Source organism: Paenibacillus sp. 01T442 (assembly GCF_056398345.1).
The window spans coordinates 123,122-146,352 of the sequence record NZ_JBFTPF010000001.1; the positions used below are offsets into that span (position 1 = coordinate 123,122).

Below are 23,231 nucleotides of genomic sequence, written 5' to 3' on the forward strand. Positions count from 1 at the left end.
ACCATTCGGGAGAGGATCATATGACATATCAATTGCTGGATCAACTTAGAGATCACTATATGGAAAGTGAAGGAACATGGTTTGCTTTGCGATGGCACTATATTGAGAACTGTATTCTCAAATCGTATATGGACAGCTATAAGCAATCGGGAAAAGAAGACTATTACCAGTTCGTCAAAAGCTTCGTCGACCGTCTATATGATGAGAATGGCACAATCCCGGCTATTGATGTGCGTTATTATAGTATGGATCAAATTAGACCAGCGACCATTCTTTTTGACTTATACAAAAGAGAGAGCGATGCCAAATATAAGCATGTGCTTGATTTGATCTATGAGCAATTGAAAACCTATCCAAGAACAGCATCAGGAAGCTTTTGGCACAAAGAAAATTATCCAAACCAAATTTGGCTGGATGGACTTTACATGGGACAACCATTCTTGGTTCGTTACATCAAGGAATTTGAGGAAAAGAAGGACTATTCCGATACCATAAATCAATTTTTAAACGTAAAAAAGTTTATTTTCAATGATGAGAATCGCCTATACTACCATGCTTACGACGAAAGTAGAGAGATGTTTTGGTGCGACAAAACGACGGGCATGTCTCCGAATGTCTGGGGGCGTGCTGTGGGCTGGTTGGTGATGGCCTTGGTGGACGTGCTTGAACTTCTGGAGGATGAACAGGTGGACAGCGAGCCTCTGAAAGTGATGTTGCAGGAAACGCTAGACGGTATGTTGCCTTACCAGCATAGCGGGGGGATGTGGTATCAGATCGTTGATATGGGGGACCGACCTGGGAATTACTTGGAATCTAGCGGAACCTTGATGATGGCTTATGCGATGTTGAAAGGTTCGCGCCTTGGCTATCTTGCTAGCGAATACGCCGAGCGCGGGAAGTCTGCCTTTGACGGTACTGTCCGGCAATATCTCCGTGAGGAGAATGGAGAAGTGCTGCTTGGTGGCATCTGTAGAAGTGCAGGACTTGGCACAAATCCTGATACGGGCAAGGTTCGTGATGGGACCTTTAAGTACTACACCGAGAACGAAATCATCGTGAGTAATAATGGACATGGCGTTGCACCGCTGATTATGGCGTATACCGAGGTTAAGCTTTCAGAGCTTTAAAGTCATGTTAGGAGAGAAACCAATGCTGAATAAATTAAACAAGAGCCTGGAGAAATGGCTTCCGCTGATTACTCCTACAAGTGTTATTCTAGGAATTATTTTGACAGTATGGTTAAAGTCCTTTACTTACTTAGTACCGTGGATCTTCGGCTTTATGACATTTACAGGCAGCTTAAGTATGAACTTTAAGGATTTAAAAAGAGTCTTAATTCAGCCGTTCCCGATTTTCGTCTCGCTGTTTGCTCTGCATGTGTTGATGCCTGCTATTGCATGGTTCATTGGCAATGTGTTTTTTCATGATGATGTTTATCTGAGAACGGGACTAATTCTAATGGTCGTCATTCCTACTGGTGTTGTAAGTTTCATGTGGGTTTCCATTTTTAAGGGGAATATTGCGCTGACGTTGTCGGTTATTTTGATTGATACACTATTATCGCCGTTTCTAGTGCCCCTTACGATGGATGCGTTTCTCGGCGTACAAGTGAAGATGGATGTGTTTGGGATGATGAAAGGCCTTTTCTTGATGATCGTCCTTCCGTCCTTATTGGGTATGCTGCTAAATCAACTTTCGCAAGGCAAGGTGAAGGAGAAATGGGGGCGCCCCTTATCGCCCTTCTCCAAAATAGGGTTAGCCTTCACTATTGCGATTAACAGCGCTGTGGTGGCACCTTATTTCACAAAAATTGACAGTAAATTGGTCCTGACAGCTTGTGTGATTGTCGTTATGGCTTCATCTGGCTATCTCATTGGTTGGCTGATCGCCAGATGGCTAAAGTGGGACAGCGATATCATGGTTACCATGGTGTTTAATACCGGGATGAGAAATAATAGCGCTGGTGCCGTTCTGGCCATTTCATTTTTCCCCCCACCTGTCGCAATGCCTGTTATTATGTGTATGCTTTTTCAACAACTGCTCGCTTCCTTGTTCGGGCAATTATTATGCAAAGCCCCCGATTCGATAAAACGGAAGCCTGTCTCACAAAAAGCGATATAAGGGGAAGGATTCCGGTAATTTGCCAGATTGATGCTATAGGAACTGAATCGGTCGATCTAACCTGCACATCTTGTGCAGGTTTTTTTGGGGAACCAGGAGATCACATCACGACTCCCGTTTGCGATACACTCTCTCGGGGCGACCCACGACGCCATATGTCAGATCGGCGAAAACTTCGCCAGAGGAGACCAGATGCTCCAAATATCGGCGTCCAGTTGAACGACTGACGCCTATTTCTTTGGCGATTTGATCCGCAGTCATCCCGTCTGCCGCGGTAGAAATCGCCTGAACAATTTTGACTAGCGTTAATTTGTCGATGCCTTTAGGGAGGTACGCAATCTCAGTGCGGGAATCCTTTTTACTCGTTCCCAAAATGAGGCGATCGACATCGCTTTGATTAATAGAGCCTGTATGATGAAGCCGATTCAACTCACTGTGAAAGTCTAGATAACGCAGGAGTGTTTCCTGCAGCCGGTTGAAAACAAGCGGTTTCATAATATAATCGAAAGCTCCGCTGCGAACGGCTTCCCGTATAGCCTCGACTTCTTTGGCAGCCGTGATCATAATGACATCGGTATCTCGGAAATGTTGACGAATATAGGAGAGCAACTCCAAGCCATTGGAGCCAGGAATGTAAATATCCAGCAGAACTAAATTTGGGCGTAAAATGTCTAGCTGTTCCTTGGCTTGAATATCGTCTGTCGCGATACCGACAACGTGAAAGCCGTCTACTTTTTCAATAAACCTTCGGTTAATTTCGGCGATTTTCACATCATCTTCGATGATCAAAACTTCAATGTTCCGTTGTTGGTATTCCATCAGAGGTTGAACTCCTTTCTGTGGACATCGGATGTTTCGGTATGGCGACGGTGAAGAGTGTGCCGCATTCCGGGTTTTTATGGAAAGTGATATACCCGTTAAGCTTATGGACAGCGTGTTGGACTAAGGCTAAGCCGATACCGCGATGTTCACCTGCTTTGGTTGAGAATCCCTTCTCAAATACGGCATTGCCTAACTCGTCGGGAATACCGATGCCGCAGTCCTCGCATTCGATAATCAAATCCTCGCCAAGATCGGTTAAAAATAATTTTACATACGGCGTTTGCTGTACCTCAACGGCAAGAACCGCTTCCATGGCATTGTCAATCAGGTTGCCGATGATGGTGACGAGTAAATTTCGATCAATTTCCGCAGGGATATCTCGAAATGAGCTTTCACGGTCAATTTCAAAGGTTAGCTTTAGCTCCTGCGCATGATTGAATTTGCCAATCAACAGCCCCCCGATCATGGGATCTGGAATTTCGGTCATGATGAACTGCACCCAGTTCTGATGCACGTCTGATTCCTTGGAGATGAGATCGACAGCTTCTTGATACGATTCCAGTTGGATGAGTCCAGAGATGACATACAACTTGTTGGAGAACTCATGTGTCTGAGCGCGCAGTGCTTCAGCGAAGCGTTTCACCTGAGACAGCTCCTCGGCCAACCGGTAGAGCTCGGATTTACTTCGAAAGCTTGAAACCGCACCAGTGACACCGTGTTTCCGGCTCACAATCGGCACGCGATTGACGATGACATCATGATCGCCGATCAGCATTTCATGGTCAAATTCGGCTTCGCCCGTACGTACCACTTCATGTAATCGCGTGTTCGGGATCACATCTTCAATGTGTCTGCCTGTGATTTTCGCACTCAGGGGCAGTTGCATAAGCTGCAAGGCATAGCGATTGGCCATTGTGATGATGCCATCTCGGTTTACCGCGATAATTCCCTCACGGATGGTTTGTAGAATGGCCTGTTTCTCGGTATACAGCTCACCGATTTCCTTAGGTTCAAGTCCATGTATGGAGCTTCGAACATTACGTGCGATTAGGACGGAACCAATCAGGCCAACGACAAGGACGATGAGGGAAATGAGCTCGATTCGCGACTGATACGTGTAGGTAATCGAATTGATATCTTTTGTAAGAAATCCGACGGACACAATGCCGATGACATTTCCTTGATCATCAAATAAGGGCGCTTTACCGCGAAGTGAAGGGCCGAGTGAGCCGATGGCTTTGGAGATGATCGATTGCCCTGCAAGCACAGGACCGTTGTCCCCGCCGACCATTTCTTTCCCAATTCGTTCAGGGAGCGGGTGTGAGTAGCGAATGCCTTCGCGGTTCCCTACAACGATATACTCGGCATCGATTTGATCTCGGATCTTCTCGGCGAGAGGCTGGATGATCTTGGACGGATCCGAAGTTTGAAAAGCCATACGAATATCCGACATATTTGCAACGGTTTCAGCCACCTTTAAAGCACGAGTTCCGATTTGATCTTCTAATGCTGTGGTCATCATGTAATAAAATATACTGCCTAAACTGATGATGACGATGGAAAGGAACGAACAAATAATGAGGATAAGCTTGGTCTGAAGCTTCATTTTCCACGCAAGCCTCCCCTTCTTGTTTCATTTAAAAGAATGTATGTGTTTGGTATTGTAACATAAAGCGTTCTCATTTTGATGGTTATAGGGTCTCCAGATCCGTGAACAATATGAACAAAATGGTCAAAACGCTGTTATTACAACTAATCGCCATAAACTTCCCAATAGGCACAAGAGGGTGTTATTCTGAAAACGCTTTAAAGAAAGCGGATACATGACAACTATTAATCAAATATGGAGGGGTTCATTTGATAAAACAACTTTTTTCAGCATCTTGGAAAGTAACGGCCATTAGTGTACTTGCAGTAAGTTTGGCAGCTTGCGGTAATAGCACAGCTAAACCAGCTTCGAAATCCAATTATCCAGACAAAGCATTAAGCATTATCGCGCCATCTGGCGCTGGCGGCGGTTGGGATATGACAGCGCGTACGATCGCTAAAGTATTAACGGAAACGAAAGCGGTCGATAAGCCCGTTTCAGTTGAAAATAAACCAGGCGGCGGCGGTACGGTATTTATGGCGGAATACGCGACCAAAGATATCAAAGATAACTACAAACTGTTCGTCAGTTCGCCTCCAATTCTCATTAATCATTTGAAAAAAGAAGGAAACACGCCTTACGGATACAATGATACGACGCCGCTAGCACAATTGACCAAAGATTATGGCGCTGTCGCGGTAGCGGCCAATTCGAAATACAAAGATCTGAAGTCACTGCTTGATGATATGAAAGCAGATCCTACGAAGCTAACGGTTGCTGGCGGTTCGGCACCCGGTTCCATGGATCACTTGGTATCGATTCTACCCGCGTTCAAATATGGGATTGACCCGAAAAAGGTGAAATACGTGTCCTATGACGGTGGCGGCGAAGCCGTAACTGCCTTGCTTGGCGGTAATGCGGATGTCTTAGGTACAGATGCTTCTTCCTTAGACCAATATGTGAAAGCCGGAAAAATCCGCATACTTGCTGTTGCAGCACCTGCCCGTCTTGGTGGCAGCCTGAAAGATGTTCCGACAATGAAGGAACAAGGCGTTGATGCCGAATTCCTGATTTGGCGTGGTTTCTTCGGACCGAAGGACATGTCAGCGGACGCCAAAAAATACTGGGAAGATACGATTAAGAAAATGGTAGATTCCGATGCTTGGAAAAAAGAAATGCAAGCGAACAGCTGGCAAACGGATTATAAGAAGGCGGATGATTTCAAAGCCTTCTTGAGCCAGCAAGAAACGCAACTTAAAGACATGCTGACAGCGCTTGGTATGCAGAAATAAAACCTAACGAGACAAGGGAGAAGAGGACCTCTTCTCCCTTGCCCTTAGTAGGGTAGGAGGCAGAGAAATGAATACAACGTTTGATCGATATGCAGGCATCGTCTTTTTCGCCATTGGCCTTGCCTTTGTGATCGGTTCCTTAGGTATTTCAACAAGTGCTTACGGCAGTAATGTAGGTGCTAATATTTTTCCGATGATTTTGGGTTCGTTCTTGTCTTTGATGAGTTTGCGYCTTATTTATGAGACGTTCCGTAAGCAGCGTGCTGAGAAGGGCAAAGAAAATTTGGATTACAAACGATTTCTCATTATTTTCATCGCGGCTGTGTTATATGCCTATTTCCTTGAAGATATCGGGTTCGTGATCTCCACGTTCCTGTTCCTAATGATTGGATTTCAAACGATGCAAAAAGGTAGAGTATGGGTTTCCTTGCTGATCGCAGCTTGCTTCTCATATGGCGTGTATTACTTATATGTGAATCTGCTGGATGGATCGCTTCCCGGATTTCCAACATGGTTAGGGGGGGCATAAGATGAGCACGTTGGATTATGTGTTGAACGGTTTGGGCACGGCGATGCAGTGGCATAATGTTATTTTTGTATTTTTAGGCGTTTTGATTGGTACGGTAGTTGGCGTTCTTCCTGGGATTGGTCCGATGAGCGGTGTAGCTCTCTTGATCCCGATCACGGCAACAATGACAGCTGGTTTAGGTCCAGAAGAGGCCGCTACGAGTTCCATCATTTTGCTGGCAGGCGTGTATTATGGGGCGATGTACGGAGGCTCGACGACGTCGATTCTGTTGAACACACCAGGAGAATCGTCTTCAGTCGTCACAACACTCGATGGCTATCAAATGGCCAAACAGGGAAGAGCCGGAGCAGCGCTCGCGATTTCAGCAATCGGTTCCTTCGCTGCTGGCATTATTTCGTTGATCGGTCTTATCTTCTTGGCCCGTCCTTTATCGGCAGTCGCGATCAAGTTCGGTCCTGCGGAATATTTCTCCTTGATGGTGCTTGGCTTGCTCGCAATCAGCGGACTGGCTGGGAAATCGATGGTGAAGGCGCTCATGATGACGGCATTTGGTCTGTTGTTAGCAACGATCGGCATCGATAACGTGTCAGGCGTGGAGCGATTCACATTCGGTATTCCTGAGCTATATCAAGGCTTGGAATTCCTGACTGTGGCCGTGGGTACATTTGCTGTCGGTGAAGTATTCAAAACCATCCTTCAGCGTGAAGGAAACGATGGCGAGATTGCTAAGATCAATCGCATTCTGCCGACAAAACAAGATATGAAAGACAGCGCGGCACCGATTGCGCGTGGTTCTGTGCTGGGCTTTTTCATCGGCTTACTGCCTGGCGCTGGTGCTATTCTTGCTTCTTTCTTCGCTTATATCGTGGAGAAGAAGATTAGTAAAAATCCAGAGAAATTCGGTAAGGGAGCCATTGAAGGAGTGGCTTCACCAGAAGCTGCGAATAACGCTGCATCGGGTGGCGCGATGATTCCGCTATTGACATTGGGGATCCCATCCTCAGGAACGACGGCTATTCTGATGGGTGCTTTCATTATGTACAACGTCCAGCCAGGTCCATTGCTATTCCAAGATCACCCACAGTTAGCATGGGGTGTTATTGCAAGTATGTTCGTCGGCAATCTCATGCTGCTGATTCTTAATATGCCGCTGGTCAAAGTGTTTGCCAAAGTCATTGAAACACCTGCTAAGTATTTAATTCCGTTAATTATCGTCTTTTCAGTATTCGGCGTGTATGCCGTACAGTATTCAACGTTTGATTTAATGCTCATTATGGGCTGTGGTCTTGTGGGATACTACTTGTCTAAAAACGACTATCCACTAGCACCACTCGTGCTTGGTCTTATTTTGGGGCCAATGATGGAAAACAACATGCGTAGAGCACTTACCATTTCAAATGGTGATTTCATGATCTTCCTGCAAAAACCGGTTTCACTTGTATTTCTCATCATCGGTCTGATCTGGATTACCATTCCACTAATAATGAAGCTTAGAGGTAAAAATGTACTTGTGAATGAGGAAGGGTAACCAATATGAAAAATACGATGGCTGGCAAAAGTATTATTTTACGTCTGGAATTGTTAACTGAGCAAATCCATTTCGGTCAATTAATTACGTTAATTACCGAAAACGGCGGGGATGTAATCGCGATTGACGTTATTCAAACCGGTGCGAATTGGACGGTTCGAGACATTACCGTATCCGCTTCCGAACAGTCCCAACTGGACAGTATTGTCGCTAGGATGAAGGATCTCGCTGGTGTACGACTCGTTCACGTGTCGGATCGCACATTCCTGCTTCATCTCGGCGGCAAAATCGAGATGAAGCCCAAATCACCGATCCAAAACAGGGACGATTTGTCCCGTGTGTACACGCCGGATGTAGCCAGGGTCTGTATGGCTATCCATGAAGATGAGACTAACGCCTATAAGCTGACGATCAAGCGAAATACGGTCGCTGTTGTATCCGATGGCAGCGCCGTGCTCGGTCTTGGGAACATCGGCCCCTATGCGGCGATGCCTGTCATGGAAGGCAAGGCGATGTTGTTCAAGCAGTTTGCTGATGTCGATGCCTTTCCAATTTGTTTAAGCACGCAAAGTACCGAAGAAATTATCGCAACCATCAAGCATTTGGCACCAGGCTTCGGTGGTATTAATCTGGAGGATATCTCCTCTCCACGATGCTTTGAAATTGAGTCGAGGCTGCGTGAGGAACTGGACATCCCTGTGTTTCACGATGATCAGCACGGTACGGCCGTTGTGTTGTATGCAGGGCTCATCAATGCGTTGAAAGTAGTCGGCAAGCAGATTAGTGAAGCTAAAGTTGTCGTCTGCGGTATTGGCGCAGCGGGAATGGCTTGCTCCAACATTTTACTGGCTGCAGGCGTGAAGGAACTGATCGGGGTTGACCGAGAAGGTGCGTTGGTGCGTACGAAAGAGTACGCCAACCCGCATTGGACGGAATACGCGGAGCGGACGAACCATAACCTCCGGTCGGGCTCCCTGCATGACGTCATCGAAGGAGCAGACGTGTTCATCGGCCTCTCAGCAGGAGGCTTGCTGAAGCGGGGGGATGTTGAGCGGATGGCGGCTAAGCCCGTGGTGTTCGTGATGGCGAACCCAACGCCTGAAATTCATCCCGATGAAATCGAAGATATCGTAGGTGTCGTTGCAACGGGGCGTTCGGATTTCCCGAATCAGATTAACAATGTGCTGTGCTTTCCAGGTATATTCCGTGCAGCCTTGGACTGCCAAGCCTCTACAATCAATGAAGAAATGAAGCTGGCCGCTTCCGCCGCGATTGCGTCGGTGGTCACACCGCAGGAATTGAACAAGTTATATATTATTCCAAGTGTGTTTAATCAGGAAGTGGTTAGACGGATTCGTGAAGCCGTCATCCGTGCGGCTATTCAAACAGGGACAGCCAGGCGGATACCGCGTGAGTTCCGACAGGCGGAATAGTCCTACCGAAACGGATGCCAACGATGGAACTAAAGTGGAGGGATTCGTATGGGGGGCTTGGAAACAAAGGCCATTGTAGAAATCAATCAAGCGGCGAACCAGTTTCAATCCAGTATCGTCATTCAGGTGGGTACGAGATTTATTGATGTGAAAAGCATTCTGGGTCTGAGCGTTACGCTATTCAACAATCAAGCGTATAAGCTTGATATTCATGGACCTGATGAAAAGGATGCCATTGAGGTCATGAAGAGGATTTTTGACAAACATGGTCTTAATTTAAATTTTAAATGAAGACAGAAAAGAAGCGAAGGGCCAATTGCCTTTCGTTTCTTTTCTGTCTCAAAGTAAGTGTGTTAAACTTTCGAATGTATTAGTTAAGTACGGATACCAGTGCTTCAAGTGACGCTTTACACGCATTAGCATCTGGATGAACAGCCCGTACTTGTCTTAATACTTTATCGATGGCACTGTCAACCGTATTCCATTTCGTTTTATTTATTGACTTAAGCCGGGCCGCAGCTTTGTCCCAAGCGGTCTCCAAATCAGTCACGCGTGTCTTTGCGGCTGAAGGATTTCCTGCTTGAACAAGACTTAATGTATCTTCCGTAATTTTACGGAAATTCGAAATGTCATCTTGTGGGAAAGCTTGCGTGACGGAGCTAGAGGAAGACCCCTGCGGTAAGGCATCTTGGAGACTATTATGCCGTAAATAATAGCCTGTACCTGCCGCGATCACTAGCACAGCTACTACCACGACAACTTGCCACAGAACGGTGGATCGTTTGGGTTCCGTTGCTGTCTTGGCTGATGTTGATAGCGTTGGTATCAAATCTCGCTTCGTGACAGAAAGGTAAATGACCAATAGCAGAATCGCCACAATGAATATTGCGCTTGTTACCGTTGCACCTAAGCCTAACCCGCCATTATCTTGTGTTTGGGAAAGGAAATCCCCGATTGAAGCACCCAATGGACGCGTCATGATATAAGCAATCCAGAAGGCTAGCACAGCATCAAGCCCCATTCGCCACGCGACAGTCATGACGGCAATCACCGCACAAACGATGGCGCCTGTTACGACATAACCAAGTCCCAAGCTTTCAGCCATGAGGTCTCCAGCTGCCGTCCCCAGTGCAAATGTGAACAAGATGGTTAACCAATAAAAGGCTTCCCTTCGCTTCGTAAATATGGAGTGAATCGAGAGTGTTTTCTCGTTGGCGTACCAGAAAACAAAGGTCAATACTAAGGCTACACTGAAAACGATCGTGCTTACCTCAAGAGGGATCCCCAAGTTGTCTGTTAAATTATCCGTAACAAGTGTGCCAAAGATGCTGATCAAGAATACCGTTAACCAATAGATGCCCGGTATATATTTCTTGGACTTAAACTGAACATACATGGCTGCAAGCAACAAGACGCCAGTTACAATGGAGGTACCCGTTAATCCAAAATTGAGATTTACGTTGAGGAAATCAGCAGCAGTTTCCCCGACTGTGGTACATAAGATTTTTATGATCCAAAAATAAATGGTGACCTCTGGGACTTTACTTAACATCCGTTTTAYTTCATTCGATTGAATCGGTTTCATCCTCAATCCCCTTTTCAAGATTTTTTAAACCCCTAGACTTACTTAGTCTACTTGCTCCAGATGAGAAGAGAATGAGAAATCGTTTATTCATGCAGCTGCAGCTTTTGCGGTAGCTGCCTCTATTTGGCTTTAGCGCCGAAAAGAAGGACGGGCTTGGTTTGTTCTTGCCGCGCTCATCGAATTTTCCCGGATTTGGTCTGGGATTCACTATCCATTAGATATTATTGGAGGCGCGATTTCTGGGACTGTCGTCGGAATCTTCATTAATAAGACTATGCGTCTGCAAGTGCTGAAAAAGGTTTCGGAGTCCGTAATCCGTCTCTATGAATCCATTGAACATAAGGAATGTAAGCCTTAGCAACATAGACAAGCCAGGACAGAGAATGCTCAGTCCTGGCTTGTCTTATATGCCATATCTCTTACTAAATTCAGAAAAACTTAATAATTAGTCCGTAATGGTAAATTGAAATTTGTAGCCTCTTGTGAAAATCAGCTAGATCTTTCTACCAGTTTATAGTAAAACGAGTGGTATCTTCTTGTACAAGTTCATCACCTAACAAGACTTCCATCAACTCAAGATTGGTAACTGCCTTGATTCCATGTTTAATGCCTGCTGGAATCTGTAAAGCTTCGCCTGCCACAAGCCTATACAGTTTGTCCTCCATAAGGATTTCCGCGCTACCTGACAAAACCGTCACGATTTCTTGGCGTTTGAGATGCAGGTGATAGCTCGTAGAGGTTCCTTTGTTGAGACACACTTTCTTGATCATTGTTTCAATGCCATTATCATTTTTCCAATAATTCAGTACTTGATAGGAACCCCATCTTTTTTCTCCATACATCGGTAACTGAGGCACTTGAGCGAGTAAATCCTTGATTTGATTAGCTTTATCTTTATTAGCGATCAAAATTCCGTCAGAACTTGCAGCAACAATGATATCGGGAACGCTAATAATTTCAATGGGATAGGGAAGTTCGTTGACGAGATGGGAACTCACGGAATCATCTGATATCCGTCCCGATCCGATAACTCTATTTTCAAAATGACTGCTAAGCGAGGTCCAACTTCCCAAATCAGTCCATTGACCTTCATAGCCCATGACAACAACAGGCTGTATGTGCTCAACGACTTCTCGATCAAAGCTTAGATTTGCATGTTTTTCGTAATTTGCTAACCAAGACTCAACTTTGACAGGATGTCCATTGTCTTTCAAATACGTCAACATGAATGCCAAGTTGAATGCAAATACACCGCAGTTCCACATAGCGTGTTGCTCAATTAATTGACTGGCAGCAAGTATATTAGGCTTTTCAATGAACTGGCGCACGAAAGCATATTCATCATTCTCCTTTGGGAGAACTGGAACAATATATCCGAACTGATCAGAGGGTTGATTTGGCTTCGTACCAAGGAGAGCAAGATCTGCTTTAGAATGTGAAAGGACTACAGGAAAGGAGTGGAGTAGCCGAAAAAAATCGGTATCAACATAAGTATCTACTGGAAGAATACAAATGGTTTCATTCGGATCCACTTGCATGATCTCATGATGATAACATACAGCTAAAGCGACTGCTGTAAATGTTCCTCTTTTATAAGGTTCTTCTATGATCGGAATGTGTTCACCAACATAGTTACGCGTAATTTCAACTTGACTTTGATGAGTGACAATACATGTGGATTGTAGTAGGCCCACCTCATCCAATTGTCTGCATATTCGCCCAATCATCGATTCGCTGGCACCATTTTCGGCTTTCAAAAGTTTAAGAAACACCTTGGAGCGAATCTCGTTGGATAAAGGCCATAGCCTTTTTCCCGAGCCCCCGCACAATAGTACTATACGCATGCCAATTTCTCCTTCCCTGGGGAACATCACCCTGCATTCTTAATTCTTAGATTGCATTACAATTTCAACAGCACGCTTCAGTAACTTTCCCGCTCGATCCCATGATAATTGAAACATATCTCTTCTGCCTTGGAGTCCTTTTGCTTTACAAAGTCCTGGATTCTCATAAGCTTTCCTCATGATCTTCTTCAAGCTGTGTAGGTCCGGTTCCGCCCATAGTTGTCCTTTTTGCGCAAAAAGATGGCTGAACTTTCTTGAGATGGCATGCCGACTTTTCATGCTGATTGATGGGCTCCTCAACTTAAAAGGAACTAGAAACGAGTTGGAGGGTGTAAGGAAGTCCATTTGCCCGCCCCAACCTGTTGCGATAACCGGCACACCGCTCGCCAACGCTTCTAGAAAAGGTAGTCCGACACCCTCGCCACGAGTGGGGAGAACGAAGGCATTACCGAGCGTATACAAACCCTTCAGCTGGCTTTCATTGAGTCGCCTGCCAATGATGACAACAGGGGCTGTATCTTTGCGGATACCAAGCCTTTTTTTATATGTCGATATCTGACGCTTAATMCATTGCTCATTCTCATAAGCTGCATATCCATTCGTTTTGATTACAAGAATAACGTTGTCCTTTGATGAAAATTCCTCCCAGTAAGCCCTCAGCAAGCCTTCTGGATTTTTACGATGCTGGAAGCCAAAGACAGACACGAATGTAAATTTTCCCGCCGCACGAGGCAAGGTCAACTTCTTATTGTTCGGATGAAACTCCCTAATGTCTACACCATGAGGAACATTAAAAATCGGTATTTTTACACCGCTATTCTTTAATGCCCTTTTATTATGTTGTGAAGGTACACAAACCGCATCAAATTTGTTCATATGGGGACGCCATCTCTTGGGGATCCTGCTTGTTTCCCAAACGGTATTCAAAATAATTCGACCATAAAGACTTCGCTCTTTCTTCCATTGAATATGACTAGGAATATGATGATAAATAAGTGCTTTTCGTCTTTTTACCGTTATGCCATGTCTTAAAGTACCAACTCCAACAGTAACACCCTGGCGCTTTAGTGATCGGACATACGCTCTGCTTGCACGACCAAGCCCGCTTCTTTTGTGTATAGGTCCTTTCCAGACAACAGAATAGGGCTTCATATTGACATCAGCTTGTTGGATTTCAGATAGCCTTTACGATTGTGAACCGTATTTTCATGAACGAATCTACACTGCTTTTTTGAACAAATCACCAGAATTCGTTGGACTAACACTTCAATTTGGTTTGTCATTCGCTCATCTCCATATAATCAAATGTATTTATTATGATATGTCGAGAGAAAGAAATGGTATGGAGTAATTAGTATTAATTTGTACTCATAATTTAAGTGGATTGGAGAAAGGAATTGATAGAATACATCGTTACTCAAGACTTTTGTATGGATACTCAGTTCTACTGTTAATCTTCCAGGGTTCAATCGGTAACGAAGAGTCATAAGTGGTGATACAATACGATAATCAAGTCATGTTACATATAACCTTTTCAGAGCGGACATACTACTTTTCGACGGTGAAAACAGCGAGGTGTCGTGTCCCAGAACATTCAAAGATAAAACACCAGGGAAGTTGTTTTTGAATCCATATTGAAGCGAGGCGATGTGCCGTGAGCTCATTAATGTAGTCTTGTACTGCAATTAGTGTGATGAGGTAGAGACCGAGCAAAGTAAGGTTCAAGGCAAGAGTACCATCAATTTATTCACCGTCGAAGAGGACTCCGAAAGGAGTTCTTTTCTTGTTTTAATTTTTTAAATACCAACTGCAATAAGGAGTTGAACAGCACGCGGCTCCATGTGCTAATTTATCATTATTTCTTAGGGACGTGAATGAAGTGAATATCCTACTTGCAGAAGATGATCTAAAGCTTGGAAAGCTGGTGAAATATGTCCTTGAAAAAAAAGGCGGGTACCAAGTTGATTGGGTAGAAAATGGAGAAGATGCTTTGGTTTATGCAGAAGGATCCATGTATGATGTCCTAATTGTTGATTGGATGATGCCCAGAATGGACGGCATTGCTGTTTGCAAGAAACTGAGGTCCGGAAATTATGGTAGAGCTATTCTGTTGTTAACGGCAAAAGATGCACTTCAAGATAAGATTGTTGGTTTGGATGCCGGAGCAGACGATTACATAACGAAACCTTTTGAGATGGATGAATTACTCGCGCGTCTTCGCTCCTTGACACGGCGCAATTTTGCTCCTATTCAAACGGATGTTGTGACATTCGGAGCATTTTCATTAAATCGGAGTTCCCATCAATTATTTCAAAATAATGAAGAGATTATCCTCAGTCAGAGGGAGTATCAACTGCTTGATTTATTTCTTCAAAATAGTGGCTACGTTTTGACGCGGGAAGTTATTTTAGATCGTATATGGGGAGTTGGCAGTGACGTATCCTATAAAAATGTGGATGTTACAGTAAAGATGCTACGCGATAAATTGGAATCAGAGTTTGAACAGCCGTTGATTCACAGCATCAGGGGGGTTGGTTATCGATTTGAAAATGAAATATCTGAAAAAGGCTGATGTATTTGTTCAAACTGAGCGAAAATTAACCTTTACCTACACCTGGCTAATCATTCTATTCTTGGTGCTATTCTCGATCATAGTTTCTGTCTTCTTTGGTGCCATGGCATACCGAGAGAATCGTCAATTGATTCGAACTACGATGTATGCGACGGAAAATGGCAGCCCACTGATTCCCGATCTAGCTAGTTCAGATCATGAGGATTTATACTTTTACTATCTGGTGAATAGCAATGGGAAAGTGGCTGGGGGCAGTGAAGTTTTTCCGCCGAACAATAGCATTAATCTAGAAACGATTGAAGAATGGCGACCAAATAAGGAGGAGTTTCGCTTAAAATGGCTGTCTGTTCCTCATAATCATCGTGAGGGTAAAACGTTAATGGATAGGGACAGGCTGCTATTTGTTGGGGCACGTCCAGCGATTCTGCAAGACGGCCAGAAAGGTATGATTTACGTTGCTAAAGATGTGACTTTTTATTTGGATGTATTTCAAAATCTTCTAATCGTGTTTCTTTGTATTCTTGTGATCTTTTTTATCGCAGCGGTATGGTTAAGCTTGACCATGTCCAAGAAGGCGATGATTCCCATTCAGCGGTCATATCGGCAGCAGCAGCAATTTCTTGCGGATGCCTCACACGAACTTCGAACTCCGTTAAGTATTATGAACACCTCACTGGATGTCATAGAGCTAGAAAACGGGAAGGATTTCACTTCGTATACGAAAGAAGTCATCGTGGATATGAAAGAAGAAGTAGGACGGATGAGCCGTATGGTTCAGCATTTGCTGTTATTAGCGCGTTCTGATTCTGGATCTGTCGAATTTGAGATTGTTGTTTTTGACTTAGTCCCTAGGATGCGCCAGTGGGTACAAGCCTTTGAAGCAATTGCCAACCAGAAGGGAATTGTTTTGAACGCGCATTTGCCGAATGAGTTGTCCGTTATAGGTGATATTGAGCGCATTAAGCAGCTGGTATATATTCTTTTGGATAATGCGATCAAATACACACCTAAGAATGGGAACGTTGTTGTAGCCGTCGATCAACAATCTAAACAATGGAGCTTAGCTATCCAAGATACAGGTGTTGGCATACCTATAGAGGAAAGGCAGCGGATATTCGACCGGTTCTATCGAGTAGAGAAGCATCGCTCTCGGGATGAAGGTAGCGCGGGACTTGGATTATCAATTGCAAAGTGGATTGTGGAAGCACATCACGGCTCAATTGAAGTTGAGAGTGTTGTCAATCAGGGAAGTACCTTTACAGTGAAGTTCACATACCTTGAATAAGCGGTGCCCTTACTCTTGATATCAAAGAGGAGGGCATTTTGTTTTTCATTTACCGTACTTTTACTTTTCAAAGTTATAGTTACTTATGTGAAGAACATGAACAAGATCAACTACGAAACGAAAGGATGGATGTAGAGAATGAAACCACGTAAGACTTGGATAAAAAAAGTGTTTCTTATCGTTGTGATTGCCGGAGTAATCGGAACCGGTGTAGGTGTGGCAGCAAAGATGGACAGGCCTGACTTTAAGGAGGCCTTCAACCATGATAAACAAATTGCCCAGCAATATATTCCGAAAGGTAACGATAAGGCGTTGGCAGGTAAAGGTGAACAACATGAGAAAGGCATGCGAGAAAGTGGCCATGAGCATCATGATGGAATGGAAGCTGGCATGGCGATAGGCGGAACCGTCCTAGCAGCTGGACTGTTGTTCTGGATTATTAGAAGAAGAAAGAGAAATGGCGGAATGCTCAAAACGAATAGTACGCATGCCATAATCAACACATCAGATTTCTTGGATCAATGGGAAAACAAACAAATCAATTCAAAGGAGACAAACTAATATGGGTATCTTAAGAAGAGTGAAAGAGTTGTTTTTAGCGGAGACGAACGGACTGTTAGATAAGTGTGAACAACCTCTCAATATGGTGAATCAATATATGCGCGAATTCGATCTAGAACTTGCGAAAGGACAAAAAGCATTAGCGAATCAGTTGTTCATAGAAAGAAGACAAGCCGCGCTAATCGCTGAGACCGAAAATCAAATTGAAAAAAGAGACCGCCAATCTAGGCTTGCTGTAAAACAAGGCGAAGAGCACATTGCAAAGCTGGCCATTCAGGAGAAGCTGCTGCAAGAGAAAAAACTGGCCACTTACCAATCACAATATGCAACGATCCAAGAGCAGACGAAGGTGCTTGAGGAAAGAATCGCTCAATTGCTTGTTCAATCTGAAGAATTCAACCATCGTCGTTTATTGTTAGCGTCACGAGCAAATGTGGCTAGCTCCTTGAAGGAGATGTCTCAAACCGTCGTTTCCTTCCAAACCGAGAATGTATCTAAAGGCTTTGCACGCGCAGAAGAGAAAGTCATGTTGATTGAAGCAGAATTGGAAGCTATGCAGCGGTTTCAATCGCCTGTCAACCGGTCCGCACCGCAATATTTGGATCCAGGCCTCAAAGACAATATTGAAAAAGCTTTGGAGGAATTAAAGCTGCAAACAGAAGATTAACTATGTAAAGATTCAGGAATTAATAAGACTATGATTAATTTCGTAGGAATAAGTTGGCTGCTAAAAGGCAAGCGAAGACGTATCTCAAATTGGGCGTGAGTTTGGTAGATATCCATAGGCTGGACACTTTGAAAAGTGATCAGCCTATGGATATTTTTTTAATGGGTTAACTTGCTTTCATGCACGCATCCTGCTTCAAAAAGGTTCATCTATGCATTGCGCAAACGGAGATACTCCTCATAGTTTTTGATGATAGGTAATGAATCTGACACACCGCCAGCTGCATATTTCATGGCATGCGAAGTATTAAAAAGGACTACGGAATCGGAGAGACGCAGCCAGCCGCATCACAAAGGGCCAATAAGCCTGCCCAAGAACCTCATTCTGTCCATTGTGGAACAAAGCGGCGGCACAGCGATCGCTTTATCCAAGCAACAAATTGCTGAAGCTGGTCAAACCTTAGGCTCGCAAGGTATTTCCTCATCGCCTGAAGGCTCGGCGGAGCTTCTTTGGTCATTGTTTTGGCAACAAATTCTAAGTCATAATGGACCAGTAAGGTACCACCGCATACACATTTCATGTCTTGAGTTCAAGCGTGGGGCTAGGTTGACTTCAATGATCCAAACGCGTCCTTTCGTATCGAGAGCCATATCGAAGCCAAACGTATTTACCCATCGATAGGAAGGACCTAGTTTAGCCGCGCCATGTAAGGCAACTTGATCTAACTTCCTAAGCAGTTCAGAAGTTTTCAGAGTAGGAAGATTGGATAGCTCGATCGCTTTATTTTCTTTTAAGATGGGTTATTTTGCATGGAATACGTTCAGAATACAAGGGGAAGGAGCGGTTCATTTGGGATTTTTAACAAATTGGTTAGAGCAATATGGCTATTGGGTGCTCTTTTTTGCCCTATTACTTGAAATGCTGGCTTTGCCGTTTCCCGGTCAAGTCTTGATGAGCTATGCAGGCCTACTTATCTTTCAGGGGAAGCTAGATTGGATCGTTGCCATATTGACAGCTGGTGCTGGTGTATCCACCGGGGTGACGCTATCCTACTGGATTGGGTTTCATTTAGGCACACCATTTTTTAATAAATACGGCGCTCGCTTTCATGTTGGACCTGACAGGCTTTCCCAAATATCTAATTGGTTTCAAAAGTATGGCAATAAATTGTTGATTGTAGCCTGCTTTATTCCTGGCGTTCGGCATTTTACTGGATACTTTGCTGGGATCACGCGGATCCCTTTCCGGATTTATGCTTGCTATACCTATACTGGAGCTTTCATCTGGGTGACAGTATTTATATCGCTCGGCAAGGTATTAGGTCCACAGTGGGAGCAATACCACCATACGCTTAATCGATACCTGATTTATGTAGGGATTATTGCGGCCCTCATTTTTCTGCTCGTATATGTCTATCGGAGAAATAAGATTCGATTTATTGAACTGCTGACAAGCAGCCTTCAGAAGGGGATATCTCATTTTCATTCGATGGGGAAAGTAAAGTTTATTGTCATTGCTGCTTTTACAGTGTTTGCTGCCTGCCTATCCCTCATGATTGGCATGATTCAGGAGTACTTAGAGAATGAATTCAGGCTTTTTGATGAAGTCGTTAGCTTTATTATTCATGAGGCGTTTGACCCAAGCTGGGGGGACTGGATGAATCGATTTGCTCTGCTGGGATCTTATTATGTGTTCACGCCATTAATTGGGMTAACCATAATTTTGATAGTATGGAAGGGCAAGGATCGCATGCTTGAATTGATGTGTTTTGCCTTCGTTATTATGGGAGGAGAAGCGCTGGATGAGGGATTGCGTGTGTTATTTCAGCATGTTGGACCTTCCACAGGTAGTCATGAATTTCCCTATACATTTCCTAGTGAGCAAACCTTAATTTCCTTGACGGTATGCGGCTTCGCAGCTTACTTACTAGTCAGACATAAAKGGAATCTAAACATTCGCATAACAGTGACCTTGGTAGTAATTACGCTATGTTTGCTAGTCGGGATCAGTCGTATCTTCTTTTATGTCCAGTATCCAAGTGATGTTGTCGCGGGTTATGTATTTGGTGGTATATGGCTCAGCTTGAACGTGATCCTTCTGGAGACTCTTCGTATGCTGCGCAGAAATATAATTAGAGAATTTAACCATAGTAATCTATGAAACTCGCCCTCACATCTATGAATCAAAAGAATAAGATATATTAACTCATTTGAAAGGAGTTGATATATGATGCTTTTTGTTAACCAGTTTTATGGCATAGTTTATAGAAACGCCAATGGAACAATCACCGTTTTTAATGCGCGCGTCGTGGCAAAAGGGTTAAACAGAATAAGAATTAAATTCATGAATGAAAGAGGTTTTATCGTGTTTAGATTTCTTTTTCTTCGTCAAATTCTTAGATTTGTCTTAATCTAAAGAATACGCAGACATTGACTATACGAAATGAAGCTGGAAGATGGACGTTTATAACGACCATCTTCTTTTTTGTGTTTTTCCAGGGTTCAAACCCCTTCCTTTAAGAATATAAAGAAGTAATTGAGATTTAAAAGTGGAGATTGAGATAGGGGAGAGGATAGCATGCCTGGTAAGTTAGGTTTGCACTTATTTTATTCAAAGGATCCGCAGATCCGAGCTTACTTACCGCCGACATCGGTATTGAATCGGGGTTCTTTTTATCGTTTAATGAGACGGTATCAATCCGTTTTCATAAAACCGAATATGTCTCACATGGGCAAAGGTATAATAAAAGTTTGGTCTACGAAAAAAGAGTTTAGGTTTGTTAAAGTAAAAKGGGATGTCCGATCCTTTAGGAACCTTGAGTCCACGTATAACGCCATACAAAAGCAAACATCCACAGGCCTATATATCATCCAGAGAACGATTGATTTAGCAATACTCAATACGAGACCTTTTGATATCAGAGTCATGATGATGCGAAACGCACAGAATCAGTGGCAGTATGCAGGAATGTTAGCCAAAGTTGCTGGGCGATCTAGTGTGATTACGAACGTAAATAGGGGAGGGGGATATGCAACTTCGATTGGGAATGCGTTAGACATATCACTTCGTTTATCCCCTATTCAGAAACAAAGAATTATTCATGAACTAATTCGTTTAAGCCATCGTATATGTAATCGATTTAATAAATACAAATATTCTTCTCAAATTGGCATCGATTTTGGTATTGATCAACATCACAAACTATGGATCATTGAAGTCAATTTTGACTATCCATCTCATGAGTTGTTTAACAAACTCAAAGATAAAACGATGTATCGAAAAATTAAAAGCGTAAGAAATACTTATTTGAAAGCTCTCCGAGCTGGAAAGATTAGTAGAAAGTGAAAGGGGAGCTAAAGAGGTGGTTTGCTAGCTTCGATTCTCCTCCAAAGCAAAAAAACTCCAATCCCATGTTTAAGATGGATTGGAGTTTTTGGGTTTACTTCCGTCGCAGACGTAAGAACCGACCGTTTGCTCGCGCGTAATGCAGAGCTTTGAAGAACATCCTTTTATCCTGTAGTTGGTTGAAAATAAAGGGATCCGGTGATGTATTAACTTCTAGTACCCATGGTTTCAATTTTTTATCGATGCCAATGTCGATACCAATCTCTTTGAATCTCGGATAACTCGTCTGATAGTGCTTAGCAATTCGATATCCTAAATTTCGCAGGCTATGGATATAATCCTTTTTCTTCTGTCCATTTACATAGGAACTAAGCAGCAATTCTAAGGGTAACGGTTTCCCGCTATTATGAAAGTTCGTCACTATTTTTTTGGGATGCGCCACTCGACCGATATAACCAGTAGTCTCCCAAGTTTTCATCTGGTTTTTTTGCACCATAATACGTATATCGAATATTCGCTTGTGATGGGTTAGCAGATGAATGCCTTGTTGAACGAGGTAAGATCGGTTTAACTTGGCTTTGTTCAGAGCAGCGAATAAGCTTTGAAACGTTCCAAATGATTTAGCAACTTTACCGGCTTTTAAGTGGTATTTATCACTTTTCACCACTCGAATAATGCCATTCCCAGCAGTACCATGGTCGGGCTTCACATAAACCATCTTATGTTTGATTAACATCTGAAGCAGGTTGGTTTGACTGTAGGTTCTTGTTTCCGGAACAAATTTGCGCAGTTCTTTATGGCGTAATAGAACTTTCGTTTTTACCCATTTACTTCCTACTGTTCTTGCACGATTCATTGTCAACACAGCACCTTTACTTGGGAATTGGCTTGGATCATACCCATTATCATATTCAAATAAAGTGGAGTGACTTGGAGTGGAGTCTAAAAGGAAATTATTTTTTTTGGCTAGCAAACCTCAGAGTTAAGAAAGATTTAAGAAACGGTTCATAAGCACTTCATTTCTCTTGTCTATCCTTTAGGTGTAAGCCCATCATACCAACTATTAGGAGGATAACATGAAAAAGAAGTGGATTTTGTTAGGCAGCGCTGTTGGCATTAGCTCTATTGTCATGGTAACAACGGGATTTAGTGCATTAGCAAGTACATCGGGTTATGACGCTTATAAGTCAGCACTTAAGAATACGAAAACGATCCAAAACGTAGCGGTTCAAGCGGCAGCTTCCTTGCAAGACAATGGCAAAGTGCTTGCAAATGCAAGCGGCAATTTCAAGCTTAGCTTGGATTCAGAAACGGCAAGCGGTACTGCAAAAGTGACAGCCAATGGGACAGACCAGTCGCTCAGCTTCTATAAGCAAAGTAATCAAACCGTACTTAAGACTGATGCAAGCGATGTGTACTTCGTAAATCAAGAAATGGAGAAGCGACACAAACAGGAGAAATCTGTGAACGAAACGGAGATTCCTCAACAAGTTGAAACCGTGATTGATGCACTTGTTGGGAATTTGAAGGATTTTGTAACTGTTGACACGAAAGCTGATGGATCCAAGGATATCTCGGTTCAACTGACGAATGCTCAAATCCCTACGGTTGTTAATGCCCTAGCACCAATCGCTTTGAAAGAAGCAACCAAGGATGAACACGATGGCGAAAAAGAAGCGAATGGCACGGATGCGAACGAATTACCTTTCAATGAAGATTTCTTGAAAAATGCTGCGCCGCAGTTGACACAAGATATTAAACTTGAAAGTGTATCCATTAAAGCAACCGTTAATGCTGCGAATTATATCTCCCATCAAGAAGCGGATCTAACGGTTTCTGGTAAAGATGATAGCGGTGTTGCACATCAAGTTACGCTTCATTTGCAAGCAGATCTATCCGATTACAACAATACAACACCGGATACAATTGATCTTACGGGCAAAACCATGCAAACGGTGAAGCATGATAGACATGGAAAAGAGCATGACGCGAACGATTAATCGCAATTAGTCATGTCATCAAGCAGATAGGTTAGGATTCTAGCCTATCTGCTTATCTC

The 23,231-nt window shown here is 43.6% G+C and carries 21 protein-coding genes and 1 pseudogene; 15 read left to right on the plus strand and 7 right to left on the minus strand.

Annotated elements, in window-relative coordinates; translation table 11 throughout:
* Positions 1-20 precede the first annotated feature (20 nt).
* Positions 21-1,127 (plus strand): glycoside hydrolase family 88/105 protein, encoded by a 1,107-nt coding sequence (locus AC1DLM_RS00570; protein WP_441987570.1) that lies wholly within the window; start codon positions 21-23, stop codon positions 1,125-1,127.
* A gap of 22 nt (positions 1,128-1,149) precedes the next feature.
* Entirely contained in the window at positions 1,150-2,121 is a 972-nt protein-coding gene (locus AC1DLM_RS00575) for a bile acid:sodium symporter family protein (protein ID WP_441987571.1), read from the plus strand.
* A 105-nt stretch (positions 2,122-2,226) separates the two neighbouring features.
* Here AC1DLM_RS00575 and AC1DLM_RS00580 read toward each other — a convergent pair whose 3' ends face one another.
* Both AC1DLM_RS00580 and AC1DLM_RS00585 read right to left on the minus strand, forming a co-directional pair.
* On the minus strand, positions 2,227-2,943 hold the full coding sequence (locus AC1DLM_RS00580) for a response regulator (protein WP_441987834.1): 717 nt from the start codon (positions 2,941-2,943) through the stop codon (positions 2,227-2,229).
* Positions 2,915-4,549, minus strand: coding sequence for an ATP-binding protein (locus tag AC1DLM_RS00585; protein WP_441987572.1), 1,635 nt, complete (start codon positions 4,547-4,549; stop codon positions 2,915-2,917). The genes AC1DLM_RS00580 and AC1DLM_RS00585 overlap by 29 nt, the downstream gene beginning before the upstream one ends.
* A gap of 251 nt (positions 4,550-4,800) precedes the next feature.
* Between AC1DLM_RS00585 and AC1DLM_RS00590 the strand changes: the two genes are divergently transcribed.
* From AC1DLM_RS00590 to AC1DLM_RS00610, 5 genes are all read left to right on the plus strand, one after another.
* Positions 4,801-5,823, plus strand: coding sequence for a Bug family tripartite tricarboxylate transporter substrate binding protein (locus AC1DLM_RS00590; protein WP_441987573.1), 1,023 nt, complete (start codon positions 4,801-4,803; stop codon positions 5,821-5,823).
* Between the two features lie 67 nt (positions 5,824-5,890).
* Entirely contained in the window at positions 5,891-6,352 is a 462-nt protein-coding gene (locus tag AC1DLM_RS00595) for a tripartite tricarboxylate transporter TctB family protein (RefSeq protein ID WP_171628560.1), read from the plus strand.
* A gap of 1 nt (position 6,353) precedes the next feature.
* Positions 6,354-7,880: a tripartite tricarboxylate transporter permease gene (locus AC1DLM_RS00600; RefSeq protein WP_441987574.1), complete on the plus strand. Its 1,527-nt coding sequence runs from the start codon at positions 6,354-6,356 to the stop codon at positions 7,878-7,880.
* 5 nt (positions 7,881-7,885) lie between these two features.
* Positions 7,886-9,313, plus strand: coding sequence for an NAD-dependent malic enzyme (locus tag AC1DLM_RS00605; RefSeq protein WP_477568750.1), 1,428 nt, complete (start codon positions 7,886-7,888; stop codon positions 9,311-9,313).
* A 48-nt stretch (positions 9,314-9,361) separates the two neighbouring features.
* Positions 9,362-9,604, plus strand: a complete 243-nt coding sequence (locus tag AC1DLM_RS00610) for an HPr family phosphocarrier protein (protein WP_477568751.1) — start codon at positions 9,362-9,364, stop codon at positions 9,602-9,604.
* Between the two features lie 79 nt (positions 9,605-9,683).
* Here AC1DLM_RS00610 and AC1DLM_RS00615 read toward each other — a convergent pair whose 3' ends face one another.
* Positions 9,684-10,898 (minus strand): COG4705 family protein, encoded by a 1,215-nt coding sequence (locus tag AC1DLM_RS00615; RefSeq protein ID WP_477568752.1) that lies wholly within the window; start codon positions 10,896-10,898, stop codon positions 9,684-9,686.
* Positions 10,899-11,064: 166 nt separating this feature from the next.
* On the opposite strand from AC1DLM_RS00615, the pseudogene AC1DLM_RS00620 reads away from it, so the two are divergent.
* Positions 11,065-11,256: pseudogene (locus tag AC1DLM_RS00620) on the plus strand (undecaprenyl-diphosphatase); the annotation flags it as partial.
* A gap of 145 nt (positions 11,257-11,401) precedes the next feature.
* Here AC1DLM_RS00620 and AC1DLM_RS00625 read toward each other — a convergent pair.
* Entirely contained in the window at positions 11,402-12,742 is a 1,341-nt protein-coding gene (locus AC1DLM_RS00625; protein ID WP_441987578.1) for a sugar phosphate nucleotidyltransferase, read from the minus strand.
* A 39-nt stretch (positions 12,743-12,781) separates the two neighbouring features.
* A complete protein-coding gene (locus AC1DLM_RS00630) occupies positions 12,782-13,618 on the minus strand; it encodes a glycosyltransferase (protein WP_477568753.1) in 837 nt (278 codons plus the stop codon).
* 1,003 nt (positions 13,619-14,621) lie between these two features.
* On the opposite strand from AC1DLM_RS00630, the gene AC1DLM_RS00635 reads away from it, so the two are divergent.
* From AC1DLM_RS00635 to AC1DLM_RS00650, 4 genes are all read left to right on the plus strand, one after another.
* Positions 14,622-15,314 (plus strand): response regulator transcription factor, encoded by a 693-nt coding sequence (locus tag AC1DLM_RS00635; RefSeq protein WP_441987580.1) that lies wholly within the window; start codon positions 14,622-14,624, stop codon positions 15,312-15,314.
* Complete coding sequence (locus AC1DLM_RS00640; protein WP_441987835.1) at positions 15,292-16,599, plus strand: sensor histidine kinase; 1,308 nt, start codon at positions 15,292-15,294, stop codon at positions 16,597-16,599. The genes AC1DLM_RS00635 and AC1DLM_RS00640 overlap by 23 nt, the downstream gene beginning before the upstream one ends.
* A gap of 138 nt (positions 16,600-16,737) precedes the next feature.
* The gene (locus AC1DLM_RS00645; RefSeq protein WP_441987581.1) at positions 16,738-17,160 is read left to right on the plus strand and encodes an LPXTG cell wall anchor domain-containing protein; all 423 of its coding nucleotides are present in this window, start codon (positions 16,738-16,740) and stop codon (positions 17,158-17,160) included.
* A gap of 1 nt (position 17,161) precedes the next feature.
* On the plus strand, positions 17,162-17,827 hold the full coding sequence (locus AC1DLM_RS00650) for a PspA/IM30 family protein (RefSeq protein ID WP_441987582.1): 666 nt from the start codon (positions 17,162-17,164) through the stop codon (positions 17,825-17,827).
* Positions 17,828-18,366: 539 nt separating this feature from the next.
* On the opposite strand, the gene AC1DLM_RS00655 is transcribed toward AC1DLM_RS00650, so the two are convergent.
* Positions 18,367-18,624, minus strand: a complete 258-nt coding sequence (locus tag AC1DLM_RS00655) for a YheC/YheD family protein (protein ID WP_441987836.1) — start codon at positions 18,622-18,624, stop codon at positions 18,367-18,369.
* Positions 18,625-18,676: 52 nt separating this feature from the next.
* Between AC1DLM_RS00655 and AC1DLM_RS00660 the strand changes: the two genes are divergently transcribed.
* Positions 18,677-19,987, plus strand: coding sequence for a bifunctional DedA family/phosphatase PAP2 family protein (locus AC1DLM_RS00660; RefSeq protein ID WP_477568754.1), 1,311 nt, complete (start codon positions 18,677-18,679; stop codon positions 19,985-19,987).
* 417 nt (positions 19,988-20,404) lie between these two features.
* On the plus strand, positions 20,405-21,172 hold the full coding sequence (locus tag AC1DLM_RS00665) for a YheC/YheD family protein (RefSeq protein WP_477568755.1): 768 nt from the start codon (positions 20,405-20,407) through the stop codon (positions 21,170-21,172).
* Between the two features lie 94 nt (positions 21,173-21,266).
* Here AC1DLM_RS00665 and AC1DLM_RS00670 read toward each other — a convergent pair whose 3' ends face one another.
* A complete protein-coding gene (locus AC1DLM_RS00670; RefSeq protein WP_477568756.1) occupies positions 21,267-22,028 on the minus strand; it encodes a YheC/YheD family protein in 762 nt (253 codons plus the stop codon).
* A gap of 220 nt (positions 22,029-22,248) precedes the next feature.
* Between AC1DLM_RS00670 and AC1DLM_RS00675 the strand changes: the two genes are divergently transcribed.
* Entirely contained in the window at positions 22,249-23,172 is a 924-nt protein-coding gene (locus AC1DLM_RS00675) for a hypothetical protein (protein ID WP_441987586.1), read from the plus strand.
* Positions 23,173-23,231 lie beyond the last annotated feature (59 nt).

Excerpts from the sequence above, each read along its gene's own strand:
- AC1DLM_RS00605 (WP_477568750.1), top strand. The coding sequence starts at position 7,886 with ATGAAAAATACGATGGCTGGCAAAAGTATTATTTTACGTCTGGAATTG.
- AC1DLM_RS00600 (WP_441987574.1), top strand. The coding sequence starts at position 6,354 with ATGAGCACGTTGGATTATGTGTTGAACGGTTTGGGCACGGCGATGCAG.
- AC1DLM_RS00570 (WP_441987570.1), top strand. The coding sequence starts at position 21 with ATGACATATCAATTGCTGGATCAACTTAGAGATCACTATATGGAAAGT.
- AC1DLM_RS00670 (WP_477568756.1), bottom strand. The coding sequence starts at position 22,028 with ATGAATCGTGCAAGAACAGTAGGAAGTAAATGGGTAAAAACGAAAGTT.
- AC1DLM_RS00640 (WP_441987835.1), top strand. The coding sequence starts at position 15,292 with ATGAAATATCTGAAAAAGGCTGATGTATTTGTTCAAACTGAGCGAAAA.
- AC1DLM_RS00575 (WP_441987571.1), top strand. The coding sequence starts at position 1,150 with ATGCTGAATAAATTAAACAAGAGCCTGGAGAAATGGCTTCCGCTGATT.
- AC1DLM_RS00610 (WP_477568751.1), top strand. The coding sequence starts at position 9,362 with ATGGGGGGCTTGGAAACAAAGGCCATTGTAGAAATCAATCAAGCGGCG.
- AC1DLM_RS00585 (WP_441987572.1), bottom strand. The coding sequence starts at position 4,549 with ATGAAGCTTCAGACCAAGCTTATCCTCATTATTTGTTCGTTCCTTTCC.
- AC1DLM_RS00650 (WP_441987582.1), top strand. The coding sequence starts at position 17,162 with ATGGGTATCTTAAGAAGAGTGAAAGAGTTGTTTTTAGCGGAGACGAAC.
- AC1DLM_RS00645 (WP_441987581.1), top strand. The coding sequence starts at position 16,738 with ATGAAACCACGTAAGACTTGGATAAAAAAAGTGTTTCTTATCGTTGTG.
- AC1DLM_RS00675 (WP_441987586.1), top strand. The coding sequence starts at position 22,249 with ATGAAAAAGAAGTGGATTTTGTTAGGCAGCGCTGTTGGCATTAGCTCT.
- AC1DLM_RS00625 (WP_441987578.1), bottom strand. The coding sequence starts at position 12,742 with ATGCGTATAGTACTATTGTGCGGGGGCTCGGGAAAAAGGCTATGGCCT.